Annotated in this window: 19 protein-coding genes, 2 tRNA genes and 1 pseudogene; 9 read left to right on the plus strand and 13 right to left on the minus strand. The window is 63.4% G+C overall.

What is annotated here, in order from left to right:
* Nucleotides 1-54: 54 nt before the first annotated feature.
* The 3 genes and pseudogenes from pcaD to D8W71_RS20025 form a co-directional block, all read left to right on the plus strand.
* Nucleotides 55-818, plus strand: a pseudogene (pcaD, locus tag D8W71_RS20015) (3-oxoadipate enol-lactonase); the annotation flags it as partial.
* A gap of 35 nt (nucleotides 819-853) precedes the next feature.
* Nucleotides 854-1,669, plus strand: a complete 816-nt coding sequence (locus D8W71_RS20020) for an IclR family transcriptional regulator (RefSeq protein ID WP_121115931.1) — start codon at nucleotides 854-856, stop codon at nucleotides 1,667-1,669.
* On the plus strand, nucleotides 1,662-2,873 hold the full coding sequence (locus D8W71_RS20025; protein WP_121115932.1) for an acetyl-CoA C-acetyltransferase: 1,212 nt from the start codon (nucleotides 1,662-1,664) through the stop codon (nucleotides 2,871-2,873). Before D8W71_RS20020 ends, D8W71_RS20025 begins: the two co-directional genes overlap by 8 nt.
* Before the next feature lie 65 nt (nucleotides 2,874-2,938).
* Here D8W71_RS20025 and clpX read toward each other — a convergent pair whose 3' ends face one another.
* The 5 genes from clpX to D8W71_RS20050 all read right to left on the minus strand — a co-directional run bounded on the left by clpX (nucleotide 2,939) and on the right by D8W71_RS20050 (nucleotide 7,560).
* The gene (gene clpX, locus D8W71_RS20030; RefSeq protein ID WP_068378592.1) at nucleotides 2,939-4,219 is read right to left on the minus strand and encodes an ATP-dependent Clp protease ATP-binding subunit ClpX; all 1,281 of its coding nucleotides are present in this window, start codon (nucleotides 4,217-4,219) and stop codon (nucleotides 2,939-2,941) included.
* A gap of 321 nt (nucleotides 4,220-4,540) precedes the next feature.
* Complete coding sequence (locus D8W71_RS20035; RefSeq protein ID WP_008715342.1) at nucleotides 4,541-5,182, minus strand: ATP-dependent Clp protease proteolytic subunit; 642 nt, start codon at nucleotides 5,180-5,182, stop codon at nucleotides 4,541-4,543.
* Between the two features lie 48 nt (nucleotides 5,183-5,230).
* Nucleotides 5,231-5,881: an ATP-dependent Clp protease proteolytic subunit gene (locus tag D8W71_RS20040; RefSeq protein WP_121115934.1), complete on the minus strand. Its 651-nt coding sequence runs from the start codon at nucleotides 5,879-5,881 to the stop codon at nucleotides 5,231-5,233.
* A gap of 81 nt (nucleotides 5,882-5,962) precedes the next feature.
* On the minus strand, nucleotides 5,963-7,339 hold the full coding sequence (gene tig / locus D8W71_RS20045) for a trigger factor (protein ID WP_121115936.1): 1,377 nt from the start codon (nucleotides 7,337-7,339) through the stop codon (nucleotides 5,963-5,965).
* A 147-nt stretch (nucleotides 7,340-7,486) separates the two neighbouring features.
* Nucleotides 7,487-7,560, minus strand: a tRNA-Pro gene (locus tag D8W71_RS20050).
* A gap of 185 nt (nucleotides 7,561-7,745) precedes the next feature.
* Here D8W71_RS20050 and D8W71_RS20055 point away from each other — a divergent pair.
* Nucleotides 7,746-7,816, plus strand: a tRNA-Gly gene (locus D8W71_RS20055).
* A gap of 146 nt (nucleotides 7,817-7,962) precedes the next feature.
* Here the strand turns inward: D8W71_RS20055 and D8W71_RS20060 are convergent.
* Nucleotides 7,963-8,715: a maleylpyruvate isomerase family mycothiol-dependent enzyme gene (locus D8W71_RS20060; RefSeq protein WP_121119628.1), complete on the minus strand. Its 753-nt coding sequence runs from the start codon at nucleotides 8,713-8,715 to the stop codon at nucleotides 7,963-7,965.
* 112 nt (nucleotides 8,716-8,827) lie between these two features.
* Between D8W71_RS20060 and D8W71_RS20065 the strand changes: the two genes are divergently transcribed.
* A complete protein-coding gene (locus D8W71_RS20065) occupies nucleotides 8,828-9,655 on the plus strand; it encodes a DUF1542 domain-containing protein (protein ID WP_121115938.1) in 828 nt (275 codons plus the stop codon).
* Here D8W71_RS20065 and D8W71_RS20070 read toward each other — a convergent pair.
* Together D8W71_RS20070 and D8W71_RS20075 are read right to left on the minus strand one after the other, a co-directional pair.
* The gene (locus tag D8W71_RS20070; protein ID WP_121115940.1) at nucleotides 9,652-10,449 is read right to left on the minus strand and encodes an Fpg/Nei family DNA glycosylase; all 798 of its coding nucleotides are present in this window, start codon (nucleotides 10,447-10,449) and stop codon (nucleotides 9,652-9,654) included. The two genes, D8W71_RS20065 and D8W71_RS20070, sit on opposite strands and share 4 nt — an antisense overlap.
* Nucleotides 10,450-10,953, minus strand: a complete 504-nt coding sequence (locus tag D8W71_RS20075; RefSeq protein ID WP_121115942.1) for a ribose-5-phosphate isomerase — start codon at nucleotides 10,951-10,953, stop codon at nucleotides 10,450-10,452. It abuts the gene before it with no gap.
* 16 nt (nucleotides 10,954-10,969) lie between these two features.
* On the opposite strand from D8W71_RS20075, the gene D8W71_RS20080 reads away from it, so the two are divergent.
* Nucleotides 10,970-11,647 (plus strand): DUF429 domain-containing protein, encoded by a 678-nt coding sequence (locus D8W71_RS20080; protein WP_121115944.1) that lies wholly within the window; start codon nucleotides 10,970-10,972, stop codon nucleotides 11,645-11,647.
* Between the two features lie 61 nt (nucleotides 11,648-11,708).
* Here D8W71_RS20080 and D8W71_RS20085 read toward each other — a convergent pair whose 3' ends face one another.
* Entirely contained in the window at nucleotides 11,709-12,326 is a 618-nt protein-coding gene (locus D8W71_RS20085) for a mycothiol-dependent nitroreductase Rv2466c family protein (RefSeq protein ID WP_121115946.1), read from the minus strand.
* A gap of 160 nt (nucleotides 12,327-12,486) precedes the next feature.
* On the opposite strand from D8W71_RS20085, the gene pepN reads away from it, so the two are divergent.
* Nucleotides 12,487-15,060, plus strand: coding sequence for an aminopeptidase N (gene pepN, locus D8W71_RS20090; RefSeq protein ID WP_121115949.1), 2,574 nt, complete (start codon nucleotides 12,487-12,489; stop codon nucleotides 15,058-15,060).
* A 58-nt stretch (nucleotides 15,061-15,118) separates the two neighbouring features.
* Here pepN and D8W71_RS20095 read toward each other — a convergent pair whose 3' ends face one another.
* The 3 genes from D8W71_RS20095 to D8W71_RS20105 form a co-directional block, all read right to left on the minus strand.
* A complete protein-coding gene (locus D8W71_RS20095) occupies nucleotides 15,119-15,595 on the minus strand; it encodes a DUF5130 family protein (protein WP_121115951.1) in 477 nt (158 codons plus the stop codon).
* Entirely contained in the window at nucleotides 15,582-15,833 is a 252-nt protein-coding gene (ctaJ, locus tag D8W71_RS20100; RefSeq protein ID WP_121115953.1) for an aa3-type cytochrome oxidase subunit CtaJ, read from the minus strand. Before ctaJ ends, D8W71_RS20095 begins: the two co-directional genes overlap by 14 nt.
* Nucleotides 15,834-15,895: 62 nt before the next feature.
* Nucleotides 15,896-16,561 (minus strand): HNH endonuclease, encoded by a 666-nt coding sequence (locus tag D8W71_RS20105; RefSeq protein ID WP_201265144.1) that lies wholly within the window; start codon nucleotides 16,559-16,561, stop codon nucleotides 15,896-15,898.
* Nucleotides 16,562-16,754: 193 nt separating this feature from the next.
* Here D8W71_RS20105 and D8W71_RS20110 point away from each other — a divergent pair, with 193 nt between their 5' ends.
* The gene (locus D8W71_RS20110; RefSeq protein WP_121115955.1) at nucleotides 16,755-17,729 is read left to right on the plus strand and encodes a mechanosensitive ion channel family protein; all 975 of its coding nucleotides are present in this window, start codon (nucleotides 16,755-16,757) and stop codon (nucleotides 17,727-17,729) included.
* A gap of 50 nt (nucleotides 17,730-17,779) precedes the next feature.
* Nucleotides 17,780-18,175 (plus strand): globin, encoded by a 396-nt coding sequence (locus D8W71_RS20115; protein ID WP_121119632.1) that lies wholly within the window; start codon nucleotides 17,780-17,782, stop codon nucleotides 18,173-18,175.
* Nucleotides 18,176-18,196: 21 nt separating this feature from the next.
* On the opposite strand, the gene D8W71_RS20120 is transcribed toward D8W71_RS20115, so the two are convergent.
* Nucleotides 18,197-18,667: a cupin domain-containing protein gene (locus D8W71_RS20120; RefSeq protein ID WP_121115957.1), complete on the minus strand. Its 471-nt coding sequence runs from the start codon at nucleotides 18,665-18,667 to the stop codon at nucleotides 18,197-18,199.
* Between the last annotated feature and the right edge of the window lie 105 nt (nucleotides 18,668-18,772).

Here is an 18,772-nt window from a genome sequence, read left to right on the forward strand (position 1 = left end):
CGACATCGTCGACCGAGTGCCGGCCGTCGTTCGCGCTCCATGCGAGGGACCATCGTGACCGTCGAACTGCCCTACGACCTCGTGCCGGGCTCGGGCACGCCCGGAGAGACCGTCGTACTGGTGGGGTCGCTCGGCTCCGACCGATCGATGTGGGATCGACAGCTGGCGGGTCTTGCCGAGGTCGTCGACGTCGTCGCGGTCGATCTTCGGGGGCATGGGCAGTCACCTGTCCCGGCGGGGCCGTACTCGATCGACGAGTTGGCCGAAGATGTTCTCGCAGTGATCGATTCCCTCGATCGTGACCGTGTGCATCTCGTCGGACTCTCGCTCGGCGGTGCGATCGCGCAGTGGATCGCAGTGCACCGCCCCGCGCGGGTTCTCACCCTCACCCTTCTGTGTACGTCGGCTCGGTTCGGCGACCCACAGGGATGGCTCGACCGCGCAGCTGCGGTACGCGCCGACGGCACCGAATCGATTGCCCAAGCAGTGCTTTCGCGGTGGTTCACGCCCGAACTGGCCGCACGAGACGCCGAACTCACTGCGCACCACCGAGCGATGATCAGCAACACGCCCGACGAGGGCTATGCGGCGGCGTGCGAGGCGTTGGCCGCGTGGGACAACCGGGCCGACCTCGGCCGGATCAGTGCTCGCACGCTTGTCGTCGCAGGCGAGCAGGATCCGGCCACCACCCCGCCGACCTGAGAATCATCGCCGACGGCGTAGCCCGATCGACATTTCACGTAGTGCCGAACGCAGCCCACCTCGCAAACGTAGAGCAGGCAGAAACCGTCACCTCGCTCATCGTTCGGCACATCACCGGCGACGCGTACCGATCGAACGCTGCGGAGCACACATGACCGAACAGCAGGGCCCTTCCCCCGACTACGTCCAATCGCTCGCGCGCGGTCTCGCAGTCATCAGGGCGTTCGACGCCGAACATCCGCGCAGAACGTTGTCCGACGTCGCGAGGACCACCGATCTGACCAGAGCGACTACCCGTCGATTTCTCCTGACTCTCGTCGAGCTGGGATACGTTCGCAGCGATGGATCACTGTTCTGGCTGACCCCCCGCGTCCTGGAACTCGGATACAGCTACCTGTCCTCGCTGTCACTTCCCGAGGTCGCGGGCCCTCACCTCGAAGCTCTGGCCGAGCAGACACGGGAGTCGTCCTCGGTCTCCATTCTCGATGGCGACGACGTCGTCTACGTTGCCCGCGTCCCGGTCAGCAGGATCATGACCGTCGCGATCACCATCGGAACTCGATTTCCGGCGTACGCGACGTCGATGGGCCGAGTTCTTCTCGCCGGGCTGTCCTCGGAGTTGCTGGAACGCTATCTGGCGCGAGTCGAGCTTGCCGCGCTCACCACCAAGACGATCACCGATGCCGCCTCGCTGCGCGCCGAGCTCGACGCCGTTCGCGCACAGGGTTTCTGCCTGGTCGATCAGGAACTCGAGGAGGGCCTTCGATCCATCGCAGCTCCCATCCGGGACCACACCGGAGAGGTCGTCGCGGCCGCGAACGTCTCCATGCAAGCGGCCAGACACTCGTCCGACGGCGTGCGGGAACATCTGTTGCCTGCGCTCCTCCGCGCCACCGCAGGCATCGAATCCGATCTTCTGTCCGTGCAATCGCAGTCCACCGATAACAAAGGAACACACCATGCCTGACGCCGTCATCTGCGAGCCGCTACGCACCCCCGTCGGCCGCTTCGGCGGAGTGTTCCGCGACATCACACCCGAGTCGCTCGCAGCCACCGTCATCACCGAGATCGTGACCCGCACCGGCATTTCCGGCTCGGACATCGACGACGTGATCCTCGGACAGGCGTCGCCGAACGGTGATGCGCCCGCCATCGGTCGTGTCGCAGCCCTCGACGCAGGACTCGGCGTCGATGTGCCGGGACAGCAAGTCGATCGGCGATGTGGGTCCGGTCTGCAGGCCGTCCTTCAAGCTTGTTTCCAGGTGCAGTCCGGCGGCAGCGACCTAGTGCTGGCCGGCGGCGCCGAGAGCATGAGCCAGGCAGAGTTCTATGCAACGGGGATGCGCTGGGGCGTGAAGGCCGAGGCCGTCGCCTTGTCCGATCGACTCGCCCGAGCCCGCGTGACGGCAGGCGGCAAAAACTACCCCGTTCCCGGCGGCATGATCGAAACCGCCGAGAATCTGCGGGCCGACTTCGCGATCAGTCGGACCGACCAGGACGCACTCGCGGTTCTGTCGCACCGGAAGGCCGTCGCCGCACAGCAGAACGGCGTCTTCGCCGAGGAGATCGTCGGAGTAACCGTGCCGCAACGCAAGTCGGATCCTCTCGTCGTCGATACCGACGAACACCCGCGCGCCGACACGAACGTCGAAGCGCTGTCGAAGCTACGGGCGATCCGCGCGAACATCGATCCCGAGTCGACGGTCACCGCTGGCAACGCCAGCGGCCAAAACGACGGCGCAGCACTGGCGATCGTCACGACCCCGGAGAAAGCAAACGCACTGGGGCTCCGACCCATCGCGCGGCTCGTCAGCTGGGCGGTGGCGGGAGTCCCGCCCCGAACCATGGGAATCGGACCTGTCCCCGCGACCGAGAAAGCTCTCGGCCGGGTCGGTTTGACGTTGTCCGACATGGACGTCATCGAGCTCAATGAGGCCTTCGCGGCGCAGACCCTGGCGGTACTACGCACGTGGGGTGTCGAACCGGACGATCCACGGCTCAACCCCAACGGTTCCGGCATTTCGATCGGCCATCCTGTCGGCGCCACCGGCGGCCGAATTCTCGCAACGTTGCTGCGCGAGCTCGACCGTCGCGAGGCTCGCTACGGTCTCGAAACCATGTGCATCGGAGGCGGTCAGGGCCTCGCTGCAGTGTTCGAAAGAATTGGTTGATCCCTGAGCCGTAACGAGAAGACCCGGTCACCGAGGACGGTGACCGGGTCTTTGTCTCTTGTCTACTACGCCGACTTGTCGCGACGCTCGGGCCGCTCCGGCTTGCGGGGAACGATCGTGGGCAACACGTTGTCGTTGACGGTTTCCGAGGTCACTACGACCTTGGCCACGTCGTCGCGGCTCGGAATGTCGAACATCACCGGGTTCAGAACCTCTTCGAGAATCGCACGGAGCCCGCGAGCACCGGTTCCTCGGAGGATTGCCTGATCGGCGATCGCTTCGAGCGCGTCCTTGGTGAATTCGAGCTCGACATTGTCCATCTCGAACAGGCGGCTGTACTGCTTGACCAGCGCGTTTTTCGGCTCGGACAAGATGGTGACGAGTGATTCCTTGTCGAGATTGGTGACCGAGGCTACAACCGGCAGTCGCCCGATGAACTCCGGAATCAATCCGAACTTGATCAAATCCTCTGGCATGACCTCTGCGAAGTGATCCTGAGTGTCGATCTCTGCCTTCGATCGAACCTCTGCACCGAATCCCAAGCCACGTTTGCCCACCCGATCGGACACGATCTTCTCGAGCCCGGCGAAGGCACCCGCCACGATGAACAGCACGTTCGTCGTGTCGATCTGTATGAACTCCTGGTGCGGGTGCTTACGGCCGCCCTGCGGGGGAACACTTGCTTGCGTGCCCTCGAGGATTTTCAGCAGCGCCTGCTGGACACCTTCGCCCGAGACGTCGCGAGTGATCGACGGGTTTTCGCTCTTGCGAGCGATCTTGTCGACCTCGTCGATGTAGATGATGCCGGTCTCAGCGCGCTTCACGTCGTAGTCGGCGGCTTGAATCAGTTTCAGCAGAATGTTCTCGACGTCTTCGCCGACATACCCGGCCTCGGTGAGGGCGGTGGCGTCGGCGATCGCGAACGGAACGTTAAGCATCTTCGCCAAGGTCTGAGCCAAGTAGGTCTTGCCGCAACCGGTCGGTCCGAGCATCAAAATATTCGATTTCGCCAGCTCGACGGTCTCGCCGCGGGCATCGCGCGCCTTGTCACCGGCTTGAATGCGCTTGTAATGGTTGTACACAGCAACAGCCAGCGTGCGCTTGGCCGTGTCCTGCCCGATCACGTAGTTCTCGAGGAAGTCTCTGATCTCGGAAGGTTTCGGCAGGTCGTCGAGTTTGACCTCGCTCGATTCGGCGAGTTCCTCCTCGATGATCTCGTTGCACAGGTCGATGCACTCATCGCAGATGTACACCCCTGGTCCTGCAATGAGCTTCTTCACCTGTTTTTGGCTCTTGCCGCAGAAAGAGCATTTCAGGAGATCACCACCGTCACCGATGCGTGCCATGTTCGAGGTTCCTACTTCCTTGTCCGCGCCTGGCCACCGTCACACCCGATCCCGGATATGAGTTCAGCCGTGAGCAACTTCTCGATCGACAGCGTTCGAGCCCTGGATCGACCGTACCCGTGATCCTGCGAGCAGGACGGGTTGTTTCCGGTGATTCGCGCTCGAATTCTCACGAATCTCTCGCACGCTACCGCTGTGCACCACCGAAGTGTCGCCTCGATGACCTCGAAGCGTTACGCACGGCATCTGCGCAGAGTGTCGGACGGAGGGTTCGCCCACGCCCGACACCTACCAGCGATCCTGCGAAGATACCCGCTGTTGCTACTTCTGCGCCGACAACTTGCGGTACTCGAAGACTGTGTCGATGATTCCGTAGTCTTTGGCCTGCTCGGCGGTCAGGATCTTGTCGCGATCGGTGTCCTTGCGGATCACGTCGGGATCCTTGCCGGTGTGGCGTCCGAGGGTGGTCTCCATCAATCGACGCATGCGCTCGATCTCGGCTGCCTGGATCTCGAGATCGGAGACCTGGCCCTGGATTCCGCCGCTGGAGGGCTGGTGGATCAGCACACGAGCATTCGGCAGCGCTGCGCGCTTACCCGGGGTGCCTGCCGCCAGCAGAACAGCAGCAGCGGACGCTGCCTGACCGAGGCACACGGTAGCCACGTCGGCACGCACGTACTGCATCGTGTCGTAGATCGCCATCAGCGACGTGAACGAACCACCGGGCGAGTTGATGTACATCGTGATGTCGCGATCGGGGTCGAGGCCCTCCAACACGAGGAGCTGAGCCATGACGTCGTTCGCGGACGCGTCGTCCACCTGCACGCCGAGGAAGATGATGCGCTCCTCGAAGAGCTTGTTGTACGGGTTCGATTCCTTGACGCCGTAGCTGGAGTGCTCGACGAAGGACGGCAGAATGTACCGCGAAGACGGCAACTGATTTGGGTCGAACAGGTTTGTCATCGTTTCTCCAAGATGTGGGTGATCGAGGGTGCTGGAATACCGGGCGATCTACTCGCCGATCCCACCTGCCTGCTGTGCACGGCTGACGACGTGATCCACGAACCCGTATTCCTTGGCCGCAGCCGCGGTGAACCAGCGGTCACGGTCGGAGTCCTCGGTGATCTGCTCGACGGTCTGACCGGTGTGCAGCGCGATCAGCTCGGCCATCTCACGCTTGGTGTGCGCGAACTGCTCGGCCATGATGGCGATGTCACTGGCGCTACCACCGATACCCGCGGACGGCTGGTGCATCATGATGCGGGCGTGCGGCAGTGCGTAGCGCTTGCCCTTCGCTCCTGCGGAGAGCAGGAACTGGCCCATCGACGCGGCGAGACCCATGCCGTATGTGGCAACGTCGCACTCGGCGAATTCCATGGTGTCGAAGATGGCCATGCCTGCGGTGACCGATCCGCCGGGCGAGTTGATGTACAGCGCGATGTCACGCGTTGCATCCTCGGCAGACAGAAGAAGAATCTGCGCGCACAGCTTGTTGGCGATGTCGTCGTCGACCTGAGTACCGAGGAAAATGATGCGGTTTTGAAGTAGACGCTCGTACACCGAGTCGCTGAGATTCAGGCCCGCTGAGGCCGAAGTCATGACGGGACTCTGCTGCTGCGAAGCCGCCGGGTTCTGAACAGTCACGGTACCTGCCTTTTCCATACGATCGTTGGTTCCTGATACAGACACTAACGAAAGACGGCGGCCCCGGAGTCCCGGAACCGCCGTCGTTCGCTGTCAGCGTTACTTCTCTTGTTCACCCTCGGCAGAATCGCCTGCTGCAGGCTCTTCTGCGTCCGCTGGGCCACCGAAGAGCTCGGTGGTATCCACGGCGGCACCGGTGGTGTCGGTGACGTTCACGCGATCGACGACGGAGGCAAGAGCCTTGCCGCGTCGCACGTCCGCGAACACTGCGCCGAGCTGATTGGCCTGCTGCACCTGCTGGATGAATTCCTCGGGCGAGATGCCGTAGCGCTGCGCCTGGAAGATGATCCGCTCGGTGAGCTCGTCCTGGCCGACCTGCGTCTGCTCAGCTTCTGCGATTGCGTCGAGGAGCAACTGCGTCCGGACCGACTTCTCGGCCGTCTCCTTGACGTCCTTGTCGAACTCTTCGCGGCTCGATCCCTGCGACTCGAGCAGCTCGGCAAGCTTTGCCTCGTCGTGGTCGAGGCCGTGGATGGCCTCGTGCAGCTGGGAGTCGACCTCGGCCTTGACGACCGCTTCCGGAGCCGGGATCTCGACCGTGTCCAACAGCGTCTCGAGAACCTTGTCGCGAATCTGGCCAGCCTGCTCGACCTTCTTGACCCGCTCGACGCGCGTCTTCAGATCGGCGAGCAGTTCTTCCATGGTGTCGAACTCGCTTGCCAACTGAGCGAACTCGTCGTCTGCCTCGGGCAGCTCGCGCTCCTTGACGGAGACGACCTTGACCGTGACGACTGCTTCCTTGCCCGCGAAGTCGCCTGCAACGAGCGTGGAGGTGAAGTCCTTCGACTCGTCGATGGACACTCCGACGATGGCCTCGTCCAGTCCCTCGATGAGCTGACCGGAACCGACCTCGTGCGAGAGGCCGCTGGCCGACGCCTCTTCGACCGTCTCGCCGTCGACCGTGGCCGACAGGTCGATCGACACGAAGTCGCCGTCCTGCACCGCGCGGTCGACGCCGGTGAGGGTGCCGAAGCGCTGACGCAGCGACTGGAGCTGCTCGTCGACTGCCTCGTCGCTGATCTCGAGCGGATCGACGGTGACCTCGATGGTCGAGTAGTCAGGCAACGTGATCTCGGGACGAACGTCGACCTCGGCGGTGAACGTGAGCTCCTCGCCGTCCTCGATCTTGGTGATTTCGATGTCGGGCTGGCCGATCACCTTGATCTGCTCGGCGGTGACTGCCTCGGAGTAGCGCGTCGGAAGAGCGTCGTTGACGACCTGCTCGAGCACTGCGCCGCGGCCGACGCGAGCTTCGAGAAGCTTGGCCGGAGCCTTGCCCGGACGGAATCCGGGTAGACGGATCTGCTGAGCGAGAGCCTTGTAGGCGCGGTCGAAATCAGGCTTGAGCTCCTCGAAGGGCACCTCAACGTTGATACGGACTCGCGTCGGGCTGAGCTGCTCGACGGTGCTCTTCACGGGTCATGCTCCTTCTGGTGGTCGTGCCTTGCTGTCGGACCGATCCGCCTCGTCACACACGGCTGACCGCTGTGACCAGGGGCGAATCTTATGGCGAAGTGAACCTTCGTCAGAAGCCGGACCCATGTGGATCCGGCTTCTACTTTGTCGGGGTGACAGGAATTGAACCTGCGACCCTCCGCTCCCAAAGCGGATGCGCTACCAAGCTGCGCCACACCCCGTCGTACCGACACTGTTCAACCTACAGGCTCCATTGAACAGCACACACCAGCGGTCCCCGTGGCCGGGCCACCGCGTGCTTCCTCGACGACTCTACATGCAGGCAATTTGTCATCCGGAACCGTCGTTATGTAGAGTTTCGAATCGCAAGCGGCGCCGACGGTGATCCCGTCAACGCCGTTCGCATGCCGATGTAGCTCAATGGTAGAGCCCCTGTCTTCCAAACAGGCTACGCGAGTTCGATTCTCGTCATCGGCTCTCGAAACAAAGCCCGCCCCGCTTCCGCGGAGGCGGGCTTTGTCGTTCTCGGGCGCGGTGCGCATCCCAGGCTGGACCGAATGAGTCATTCGGTCCACGCGAGCCAGGGAATCGCCGGCGCGCGGCTTCGGAGCGAGCGAAATTCGTCAGAGTCGAACGCCGTCGTACAACGCCTCCGCGACCGAGGTGTCCCCGACGATGTCGAGTACATCCAACGGACGACGCCTCCACACTGCGAGAAACAAGTTCTCGGCCGAACCACGCAGTGCCACATCGCCTTTGCGGTGCTCACGCGAGACGGTGACCTCATCACCGCCGAAGTCGAGGAACAATTCCAAGCCGGTGTCGTCGTCGGTGTGAAGGTGAACAGTCCTGCCCGCGAGCCGAGGCACACGGTCCAGCGGCACTCTCGTGAGGAAGGCTTCCGCCCACTCGGCGATTCCGTCCGCGGCGCCCGCATGGTCGACAGGGTCGGGCTCGGGTCCCCCTCGGGCGTGCACGGCGTTCTGGGCGTCGAACCTGTGGACCGCGACCTCGTGCAGCTGACGCCGAATCCAGTAGTCCGCGGTCCCCTCGCCGGCCCAGGTAGGAACGCGCTTAGCGAGATCGACCCGAGAGTAGGCGTCGAGCATCGCGACTACGGACTCGCGATAGTCGTCGAGCACCTGCGGTCCGCGCTCCGGCTTCTCCACTGCTGCAACGACGTTCGCCATACCGTCCGCGGAGGGAGAATCGAGTGCGACCGTCGCCATCCGGTGGACGAACGTGACGTGACGGACGAGTTTCTCGACGGTCCAGTCCGGCATCGTCGGTACGTCGACGCTCAGGTCGGCGAGATCGAGGGCACCCATTCGGTCACATTCGGCTGACAGCAGAGTCAATTGCGCGGAGGGAGTCATGACGCCGATCCTGCCCCGCAAGGGCCTCGTTCGCCGAGCGATCGGACGGGTATCGTCGAACCTGTCCGATTTGTCCGGCAGCCGTGGACACGGATGCCAAGCTCGATTAAAAATGCGTCCCCCGGAAGGGGTTGTCAAGGTGGAAGCACTCCTACTCGTCGTACTCGTCATTGCAGCCGTCGTATTCCTCGTCGTACGCAGCCAGAAGAATGCGGCCGCGAAATCAGCGAGCACGCTCGACGACGCGAAGGCAGATGCCCGCCAGTCCATCGAGCGACTGGCCGGTCAGATCTACAACCTCACAGGTTCCGACACCCCGTCCAAGCAGGCTCTCGCCGACGCGTCGGAACGCAATATCGCGGCAGGATCTCAGATCGAACAAGCCAAGACGGTCGAGCAGGCTCGCTTGGCCAAGCAGACCGCGCTCGAAGGCCTCTATTACATTCGGGCCGCGCGCTTGGCGATGGGAATGGACCCGGGCCCGGAGATTCAGGGCATCGACGGTCAGAAATCTGCCGGCCAGGTCACCGAGGATCGCAAGGTCGATTTCGAGGGCCGTCAGGTCGAAGCGTCACCCAACCCGTCCGATCGCACCCCGAACTACTATCCCGGTGGCAAAGTCGCAGGTCGTCCTGTTCCCGCAGGGTGGTACTCCGAACCGTGGTGGCGTCCTGCCCTGGTGGCGGGGGCATGGGGCGTCGGATCGATGTTCTTGTTCTCTGCGATGTTCTCGGGCATGGCAGGTGTCGGGTACGGCGAACAGGAATTTGCAAGCGGAACCGGTGACGGTTCCGAGGGCGGTGGTGACATGGGCGACAGCGACATGGGCGGTGGCGACGCCGGCGGAGACATGGGTGGCGGCGAGGATTACGGCGCGATGGGCGACGGGGGCGACATGTCCGGTGGCGGCGACATGGACTTCGGCGGCTTCGACTTCTAAGTGGCCTGGCAGACCGGACACCAGAAGAGGTTTCGTGCCTGCATGACCGAGTGCACTATCTCCGTGCCGCAGATTCGACAAGGACGCCCCGCCCTGCGATAGACGTAGGTGCGGGGCCTTTTCGGTCCGTATCCGGAGTCACCGTGATCGTCCTCGGGTCTGATCGTGATGATCTTCCCCCGGCGAACGCCGATTTTCATCAGGTCGACCAGGTCCAACCAGATTGCATCCCACTCGGACCGGTCGAGATCCTTACCGGGACGCATCGGGTTGATTTTGTGGCGATACAGGATCTCGGCACGATAGACATTGCCGACTCCGGCCAGCACCTTCTGATCCATCAGTAGTGTGCCGATCGCCGTACGAGACTTGCCGATTCGCGCCCACGCCCGATCGGGGTCGGCATCCTTCCTGAGTGGATCCGGTCCCAGCCGAGCGACGAGAGCGTCGACCTGCTCCTCGGTGTAGATCTCGCATGCAGTCGGCCCACGGAGGTCGGTCCCGTAGTCCTCCCCCACTATCCGAAGCCGAACCGCACCGACCGGATCACGCATCGGCACCGCCTGTTCGGTGAACTTCCCGTACAAGCCGAGGTGGACGTGCACGATCAGGTCCGACTCGTACCGGTGCAGAAGATGTTTGCCCCACGCCTCGGCCTTCTCGAGCACGAGGCCATCGATCAACGCGGCACCGGAGGTGAACCGTCCCTGCGGACTGCTCACCTCCACCGGCGCCCCGCCGAAACGTCGTTGATGCAACCGAGCCAGTCGGTGCAGCGTATGCCCCTCGGGCACTTACGCAGGTTTCGCTGAGCCGTCGAATGCTTCTCCACCAGGGACCGCTGGAGCTTCGCCACTGCGCTCGTACTCGGACAGGATGTCGATCCGGCGCTGATGACGTTCCTCGCCCGAGAACGGCGTGCCGAGGAAGGCGTCGACGATCGCGAGGGCTTCGGGAAGCGTGTGCATCCGGCCGCCGAGTCCGATGAGCTGAGCGTCGTTGTGTTCGCGGGCGAGCTTGGCGGTTTCGACGCTCCAGGCCAGGGCGCACCGAGCACCGGGCACCTTGTTGGCGGCAATCTGCTCACCGTTACCCGAGCCACCGAGGACGAGTCCGCGACTGCCGGGATCGGCGACGACGCGGCGAGCGGCATCGATGCAGAACGCGGGGTAGTCGTCGACGGGGTCGTACTCGAATGCACCGCAGTCGACGGGCTCGTGCCCGGTCGACGTCAGGTGTTCGATGATCTGATTCTTGAATTCGAGACCGGCATGGTCTGCACCCAGGTATACGCGCATGCCTAGAGTCTGACAGGTGAGCTCGCACACGAAAAATACGGTCGCCGGAGTCGACGGGGCGAAGGGCGAGTGGGTGGTGGCGCTGTTCGACGGCACTCGAATGGACTGGACCGTGGCCGGCGACGTTGCAGCCGTCCTCGACTCGACACACCAGTGCACAACCGTGGGCGTCGACATGCCATTGCACATGCCGACGAGCGGATACAGAACGAGCGAGCTGGCTGCGAAGCAGTTTCTGGGGCCGGCCCGATCGTCGATCTTCCACACTCCGGTCGCGGCGGTCCTCGATGCCGAGACCTACAGCGACGCGTGTGAGATCTCGCGGTCCGTGACGGGCAAAGCGATCAGCAAGCAGACCTGGTATCTGCTCGCCGGAGTTCGTGCGTGGCGAGATGCCACGTTCGACGTCGACCGCGTCGTGGAGGTGCATCCGGAGTGCACGTTTCGGTCGATTGCCCCCACGATTCGGTTTGCGACGAAGAAATCAGCACGCGGTGCAGGGCAACGTCTTTCCGCGCTGGCAGCGTGGGTCGATACGGCGAACATCGTCGACGGCCTTGCAGCTCTGCCGCCCGGCCCGGTGCTCGACGACGCTCTCGATGCCGCCGCCGCAGCGGTATCGGCATGGCGGTACAGCCGCGACGAGCATCGGGTGTTCGGCGCCGGCGACGACGCCGATCGGATCGTCGCCTGACTGCCCATGTGAACGGAATTACCTAGTGGGCTAGGTATTTCCGTTCACATGGGCGAAGCGCTTAATCGAACTGCGGATCCTCGTTGCGGCTGCGCTTGAGCTCGAAGAAGTGCGGGTACGACGCGAAAATCACCGACGCGTCCCACAGCTTGCCCGCCTCTTCGCCGCGCGGGATGCGCGAGAGAACCGGGCCGAAGAAGGCGACACCGTTGACGTGGATCGTCGGAGTTCCGACATCGGGGCCGACCTTGTCCATGCCTGCGTGGTGACTGGTCCGCAGGTCCTCGTCGTAGTCGGTGCTGTCGGCTGCCTTCGCGAGCTCGGCCGGCAATCCGACCTCGGCCAACGATTGCTCGATCACCTCGGTGAAGTCCTTGTTACCGCCGTTGTGAATGCGAGTGCCGAGTGCTGTGTAGAGCGGCGCCAGGATCTGGTCACCCTCGGACTTCGACGCTGCGATCGCGACGCGCACCGGTCCCCATGCCGTCTTCATCATCTCGGCGTACTGCTCCGGCAGATCGCGCCCCTCGTTGAGTACGGCGAGGGACATGACGTGAAAGTTCACGTCGATGTCGCGGACCTTCTCGACCTCGAGGATCCAGCGCGAGGTGATCCAGCACCAGGGACACAGCGGATCGAACCAGAAATCTGCGGTGTCCTTCTGTCCACTGTCTGCCACGGAGAGCTCCTTCGTATCGAGTTCGAATGATCTGTGACTTGCCAACCTCGGTCGTCGCCTGCACATTCCCCAGGCGCGCGCCCTCCACAAGCATGCCCGACCGTAGGCGTGATGGGATGGACGCACCAACCGTTATCTACTCGAGAAGGTGAACACGTCTGTGGTTGCTCCCAACCTGACCCGCGACCAAGCTTCGGCGCGGTCGAGTGTGATCGGCACTACCGCCTATTCGATCGTCCTGGACCTCACCGACGGCTCGGGAAACCCGAGTGAGAAGACGTTTCTGTCGACGACGACCATCACGTTCACGGCGACTGCTGGTTCGTCCTCGTTCGTCGACATCGTCGCCGAGAGCATCCGGTCTGCGACGTTGAACGGAACCGAACTGGACATCGCCGATTACGACGAGGAATCCGGGATCGCACTGCCGAATCTGGCGGAGACCAACGAGGTGGTCGTCGTCGCCGACTGCGTCTACTCGCACACCGGTGAAGGCCTGCACCGATTCGTCGATCCGTCCGACGGATCCGTCTACCTGTACTCGCAGTTCGAGACCGCCGACGCCAAGCGGATGTTCGCTTGTTTCGACCAGCCGGATCTCAAGGCAACGTTCGACGTGAAGGTCCTTGCCCCCAACGACTGGGAAGTCATCTCCAACTCGGCGCGCGCCGCCGAGCCTGCTGCCGGTGAGCACGTCTTCGATACGACACCGCTGATGAGCACGTACCTCGTCGCTCTCATCGCCGGTCCGTACGCGAAGTGGACAGACGAATACTCCGACGACCACGGGACGATCCCACTCGGCATCTACTGCCGGGCGTCGCTCGCCGAGCACATGGACGCCGAGCGTCTGTTCACCGAAACCAAGCAGGGATTCGGGTTCTACCACGCCAATTTCGGCACCCCGTACGCCTTCGGCAAGTACGACCAGCTGTTCGTTCCCGAGTTCAACGCAGGTGCGATGGAGAATGCGGGTGCTGTCACCTACCTCGAGGACTACGTATTTCGGTCCAAGGTGACGCGGTACTCGTACGAGCGCCGCGCCGAGACCGTGCTGCACGAAATGGCGCACATGTGGTTCGGCGACCTCGTCACCATGACGTGGTGGGACGACCTGTGGCTCAACGAGTCGTTCGCAACATTCGCCTCGGTGCTGTGCCAGTCCGAGGCCACCGAGTACACCAATGCGTGGACGACGTTCGCCAACGTCGAGAAGGCCTGGGCTTACCGGCAGGATCAGCTCCCCTCCACGCACCCGATCGCCGCGGACATCCCCGATCTGGCTGCTGTCGAGGTCAACTTCGACGGCATCACCTACGCCAAGGGCGCGAGTGTGCTCAAGCAGCTCGTCGCCTACGTCGGCAAGGAAGACTTTCTCGCCGGCCTGCGCAGCTACTTCGTCGATCACGCCTTCGGCAATGCAACATTCTCCGATCTTCTTGCCGCTCTGGAGAAGTCGTCGGGCCGAGACCTGTCCGACTGGGGCGACCAGTGGCTTCGCACGACCGGTCTCAACACGCTCAGTCCTGACTTCGACGTCGACTCCGATGGCAAGTTCACGCGCTTCACCGTGAAGCAGAGCGGCGCGGCACCGGGCGCGGGCGAGCATCGAGTCCACCGCATCGCCGTCGGCATCTACGACGATGTGGACGGAAAGTTGGTGCGCACGGAGCGCGTCGAACTCGACCTGGATGCCGCCGAGCGAACCGACGTTCCCGCTCTGGTCGGCGTTTCGCGAGGCAAGCTCGTTCTCGTCAACGACGATGACCTGACGTACTGCGCGGTGCGACTCGATCCGGAATCGCTCGAGGTCCTGGTGGCCAGGATCGGCGACATCGCCGAGCCACTCCCCCGCACCCTTGCATGGTCGGCAGCCTGGGAGATGACGCGTCAGGCCGAGATGAAGGCGCGCGATTTCGTCGCCCTCGTTCAGCGCGGTATCGCGGCCGAGACCGAGGTCGGCGTGGTTCAGCGCCTGCTGCTGCAGGCGCAGACCGCGATCAGCAGCTACGCCGAACCGGGATGGGCGGCCGAGCACGGTCAGCCCGATTTCGCGGACACACTGCTCGAACTCGCACGTGGTGCGGAAGCGGGTTCCGATCATCAGCTGGCATTCGTCAACTCACTGACCGGCTCGACGCTGTCCGAGCGGCACGTGAGCGTCGTACGCGCGTTGCTCGACGGCGACGTTGCGGGTCAGGATCTCGACGGTCTCGACGTCGACACCGATCTTCGGTGGCGTCTGGTGTCCGCGCTTGCAGCTGCAGGTGCAATCGACGGTGAGGGCATTTCCTCACCCGTCATCGACTCCGAGGCCGCACGGGACAACACTGCGGCTGGTGCACGCTCGGCAGCAGCGGCTCGGGCCATCAGGCCGGACGCCGCGGTCAAGGAGCAGGCGTGGACCACTGTTGTGGACGACGACTCCGTCCCGAACATCACAGCGCGGTCGATCATCGGCGGCTTCGCAGGTCCGGGGCAGGACGAATTGCTCGCGCCCTACGTCGAGCGGTACTTCGCGGCGATCGAAGGCGTGTGGTCCCGTCGGTCGAGCGAGGTCGCCCAGACCGTGGTGATCGGTCTGTACCCGTCGTGGTCGATCAGCGAGAAGTCCGTAGCGGCGGCTGATGCGTTTCTCGAGAAGGATCTGCCACCGGCACTGCGACGGTTGGTGATCGAGGGCCGGGCAGGCATCGTCCGCTCCCTCGCGGCGCGCGAGTTCGACGCGAGCTGACCTTCGAACCACGAAAGGCGCCGTCCTCGCGGACGGCGCCTTTCTCGTGGACTACGTGCTAGGGACTGACGATCGCGGCGGCCATGACGCGCACCGAGCTCACGAGCCCGTCGATGAGGTTTCCATCGCGGAACGGCCCGACGGCCGCGGTGATACCCAGCTGGGCGACCCGAGCGGTCGCGCGATCGGACACACGCCGCCCGGTACGAATCTCGATGGCTTTGTGGTTGGGATCCACGGCGATCAGAACCGACCGGATCGCGTCGGGTGTTCCGGGGAACACCTCGTCCGCTCCTGCCGCCACGTCGTCGCCGAGATCGCCGACGTAGACGTTGAACCTGATCTGCGTCGCGCGCGTCGCCTCGATCAGCGCGTCGTCCAGCGCGACCAGATCCTGAGTTGCGAACGGGAGGTGCGTGGGACTCTTCGTCCCGAACTCGTGTGCAGCCGACACACGGCCGCTCGATGTCAGCGCGGAACCGTAGGGCAGGTCCTCGACGTCGACGTTCCTCTTGACCAGCTCACCACTTGCCACTTGCCGACCCTCCGATCGAATCCGATGCGGATGCGTGCGCGTCGCCGTGCCCACCATGCGGTGTCACCTCGTCGGTCGCGGTCCACAACATTGGTTCACGTGTCCATTCGTCGGACAGCCGGTACGGCGTCACGCTCAGGCCGGGCTGCCTCTCGGCGAGGTAGGACAGTGCGCCGATGATTCCGACTATCGCGATCGGAATCACGCCGAATATCAGCGAAGTCTCCAGGATGCTCACAGGATGTGACGTTAGCCGACTTTTCACCGCAGAGCGACGCCGGGTCTACTCAGACCTCGTCGCTAGGCCGCGCCCTCACCCAGGTACGCCAGCCAGGACGGATCAAGTTCTTTGTTGCTCGCGAGCAGTCGCCAGTGCGGACCCTTCGGCGGAACGAGTTGGGCCCGGAGCGACCACCCCAGCTCACTGAGCATTTTGTCCGCTTTGCGATGGTTACACGGCGCGCAGCAGGCAACGCAGTTCTCCCACGAATGCTCGCCGCCACGGCTGCGGGGAACGACGTGATCGACGGTCTCTGCTTTTGCGCCGCAGTACGCGCACCGGAATCGGTCGCGGTGCATCAGGGCCGCTCGAGTCATCGGCACCCGCGCCCGATACGGAACACGGACGAAGGTTCTCAGCCTGATCACCGACGGGACCTGGACGGCGAAATCCGCTGAGCGAATATACGGGCCGGAGGGGTCGTCGTGAACGACATCGGCCTTGTTGCACACGAGCAGAACCACTGCGCGACGCATCGGCAGGGCGGTCAGCGGCTCGAAAGTGGCGTTGAGGAGCAGCACTCGGCGCTTGACCCAGGCAGGAACGGCGCCTTCGCAGTCAGGCCCTGATTCACCGGGAGAAACTACATGAAGTGGAGAGGCCCCCGATATCCGTACCCGCTGGTCTGCGGTGTCGTGGACGTCGGTGGGCAGGAGTTGTCGATGGCGGTTCTGCTTGTTCTTCATGGGTGTACTCCCAAAAGCTGTCGGCGTCCGCGCATGGCTTGCGCGGAACACGTGAGACAGTGGAACACGAAAACACGCGGTCTGCACACCCCTTTTGGCAATCGTCGCGGTGGCCGAAGCATGAATTTCGAGACAACACGAAAGAAGTTGCGGGGAGGGTGGCGAGATTTCGCGACGTCCGTAGACTTTGCAAGTGTCTGTATTCGATTCGAGCTCACCCAAAGACCTAGTTGCACTCGCCCTCGACACACGGGCTTTCGAACTTACCGAAACCGGTCGAGACTGGCTGGTGGACAGGCCATTACAGGTTGTCGGGTACGTCGTACTGGCGATCCTCCTTCGCCTCGTGCTCCACAAGCTGATCGATCGTTTCACCCAGCGCAACGCGGCCGGCAGCGACAAAGGCCCTATGCTCCTGCGACCGTTGCGCGAGCGCGCACCGTCGACGATGAAGCAGAGCATTCTCACGGAGCGGCGCAGGCAGCGCGCCCAAACGATCGGGTCCGTCTTGAAATCGGGCGTCTCCGTCGTGATCCTGACGTGGTTCGTTCTCTCGGTGCTCGACGTCGTCGGGGTGAACGTGACGCCGTTCATCGCCTCGGCCGGCATTGTCGGCGTGGCGCTTGGCTTCGGCGCTCAGAACCTGGTCCGCGACTTCCTTTCGGGCATCTTCATGCTGTTGGAAGATCAGTACGGCGTCGGTGACGTCGTCGACCTGGGCGAAGCGGTGGGAACCGTCGAAAGCGTCGGGTTGCGCGTGACCACGATCCGCGACATCAACGGCACGGTCTGGTACTGCCGAAACGGCGAGGTCCTTCGCGTCGGAAACATGAGCCAGGGATTCGCCGTCGCAGTCCTCGACCTTCCTGTCGCCCACACGGCAAATCTCGACGAGGCGTGCGAGGTGGCGGAAAAGGCGACACTCGACGTCGTTGCGTCGGGGGCCTTCGAGGACGATCTTCTGGGGGATCCCGAGATGCTCGGCGTGAACGCGGTGAGTGCGGACACTGTCACCATTCGCATCACCGTCAAGACGCGGCCGGGTAAGCAGTGGGCCGTCCAGCGACGGCTGCACCGTGAAATTCTTCAAGCGTTCGACGATGCGGGCGTCAAGGCACCGTACCCGGAAGGGCGCCAGGGCGGCACGATCGTCGGCCTGACACAGTAGAACGACCACACGAACCCGAGCCATTGCGAACGAGCGGAGAGAACAAGACGATGACCGAACCGCAGCAGACCTTCTACGACGCGGTCGGCGGCGCGGACACGTTCCACAAACTCACCGCGAAGTTCTACGAAGAAGTGGCCAAAGACGAGATCGTCCGACCGTTGTATCCAGAGGAGGATCTCGGTCCGGCCGAACGGCGAATGCGGATGTTTCTCGAGCAGTACTGGGGTGGTCCGCGGACGTACTCCGACGAGCGCGGGCATCCTCGCTTGCGGATGCGGCACGCATCGTTTCGGATTGGACTGCTCGAGCGCGATGCATGGCTACGGTGCATGCACGTTGCCATCGCGTCCATCGACGATTCGGTACTCGACGCGACGCACCGGGCACAGATCATCGACTACATGGAAATGGCAGCGAATTCGATGGTCAATTCTTCGTTCTGAGGCCGGGCGCTCGCCCGAAGGTCAGAGGTTCGTGGACACCGTGGCGGGCTGATCGGAACGGCCGAGTCCCTTTGCTCTGCGTAGCGCGGCCCGGACGTTGCCTCCGAACTTCAAAGCCAGCAACAACGACGGTGGCAGGTTGCGTCTGAGTATGGCGTGCTTGCGCACATAGTCGTCCACGTTCCACTCGGACCATGTTCCGGCGCGGAACAAGGCGGCATCGCCGGCGACCAGAGTGCGAGCCGGGTGGTCGTCCGAAGAAACCGTCACAGAGCCGTCCATGATGTGGACGATTTCATCCATCGCGAAGTACCACCTGAATCGGCCCGCGGTGCAGTCCCAGACGTTGGTCGTCGTGGTGCCGTCCACACTTCGGGACCATTCGGCTACCCTCGCCTGCGGCGTTCCATCGAGAATCCACTCGGGATTGATGGGGCTCGGCTGAAGTAGCACTTCACTCAGGCGTACTGCCTCGATCGACTGTTCGGTCATGACTGTTGTGCTGCCCCTCGTTCCGGTTAGTTCGACACGGTACCTCATCTTTCGGACAAAGCGACCGTTTTTCCGGCAGAAACCTGTTCTACGGTATGTCTGTGT

This window comes from Rhodococcus sp. P1Y (genome assembly GCF_003641205.1).
Lineage (GTDB): Bacteria > Actinomycetota > Actinomycetes > Mycobacteriales > Mycobacteriaceae > Rhodococcoides.

Excerpts from the sequence above, each read along its gene's own strand:
- D8W71_RS20020 (WP_121115931.1), top strand. The coding sequence starts at position 854 with ATGACCGAACAGCAGGGCCCTTCCCCCGACTACGTCCAATCGCTCGCG.
- D8W71_RS20025 (WP_121115932.1), top strand. The coding sequence starts at position 1,662 with ATGCCTGACGCCGTCATCTGCGAGCCGCTACGCACCCCCGTCGGCCGC.
- clpX (WP_068378592.1), bottom strand. The coding sequence starts at position 4,219 with ATGGCACGCATCGGTGACGGTGGTGATCTCCTGAAATGCTCTTTCTGC.
- D8W71_RS20035 (WP_008715342.1), bottom strand. The coding sequence starts at position 5,182 with ATGACAAACCTGTTCGACCCAAATCAGTTGCCGTCTTCGCGGTACATT.
- D8W71_RS20040 (WP_121115934.1), bottom strand. The coding sequence starts at position 5,881 with ATGGAAAAGGCAGGTACCGTGACTGTTCAGAACCCGGCGGCTTCGCAG.
- D8W71_RS20060 (WP_121119628.1), bottom strand. The coding sequence starts at position 8,715 with ATGACTCCCTCCGCGCAATTGACTCTGCTGTCAGCCGAATGTGACCGA.
- D8W71_RS20065 (WP_121115938.1), top strand. The coding sequence starts at position 8,828 with ATGCGTCCCCCGGAAGGGGTTGTCAAGGTGGAAGCACTCCTACTCGTC.
- D8W71_RS20075 (WP_121115942.1), bottom strand. The coding sequence starts at position 10,953 with ATGCGCGTATACCTGGGTGCAGACCATGCCGGTCTCGAATTCAAGAAT.
- D8W71_RS20105 (WP_201265144.1), bottom strand. The coding sequence starts at position 16,561 with ATGAAGAACAAGCAGAACCGCCATCGACAACTCCTGCCCACCGACGTC.
- D8W71_RS20115 (WP_121119632.1), top strand. The coding sequence starts at position 17,780 with ATGACCGAACCGCAGCAGACCTTCTACGACGCGGTCGGCGGCGCGGAC.
- D8W71_RS20120 (WP_121115957.1), bottom strand. The coding sequence starts at position 18,667 with ATGACCGAACAGTCGATCGAGGCAGTACGCCTGAGTGAAGTGCTACTT.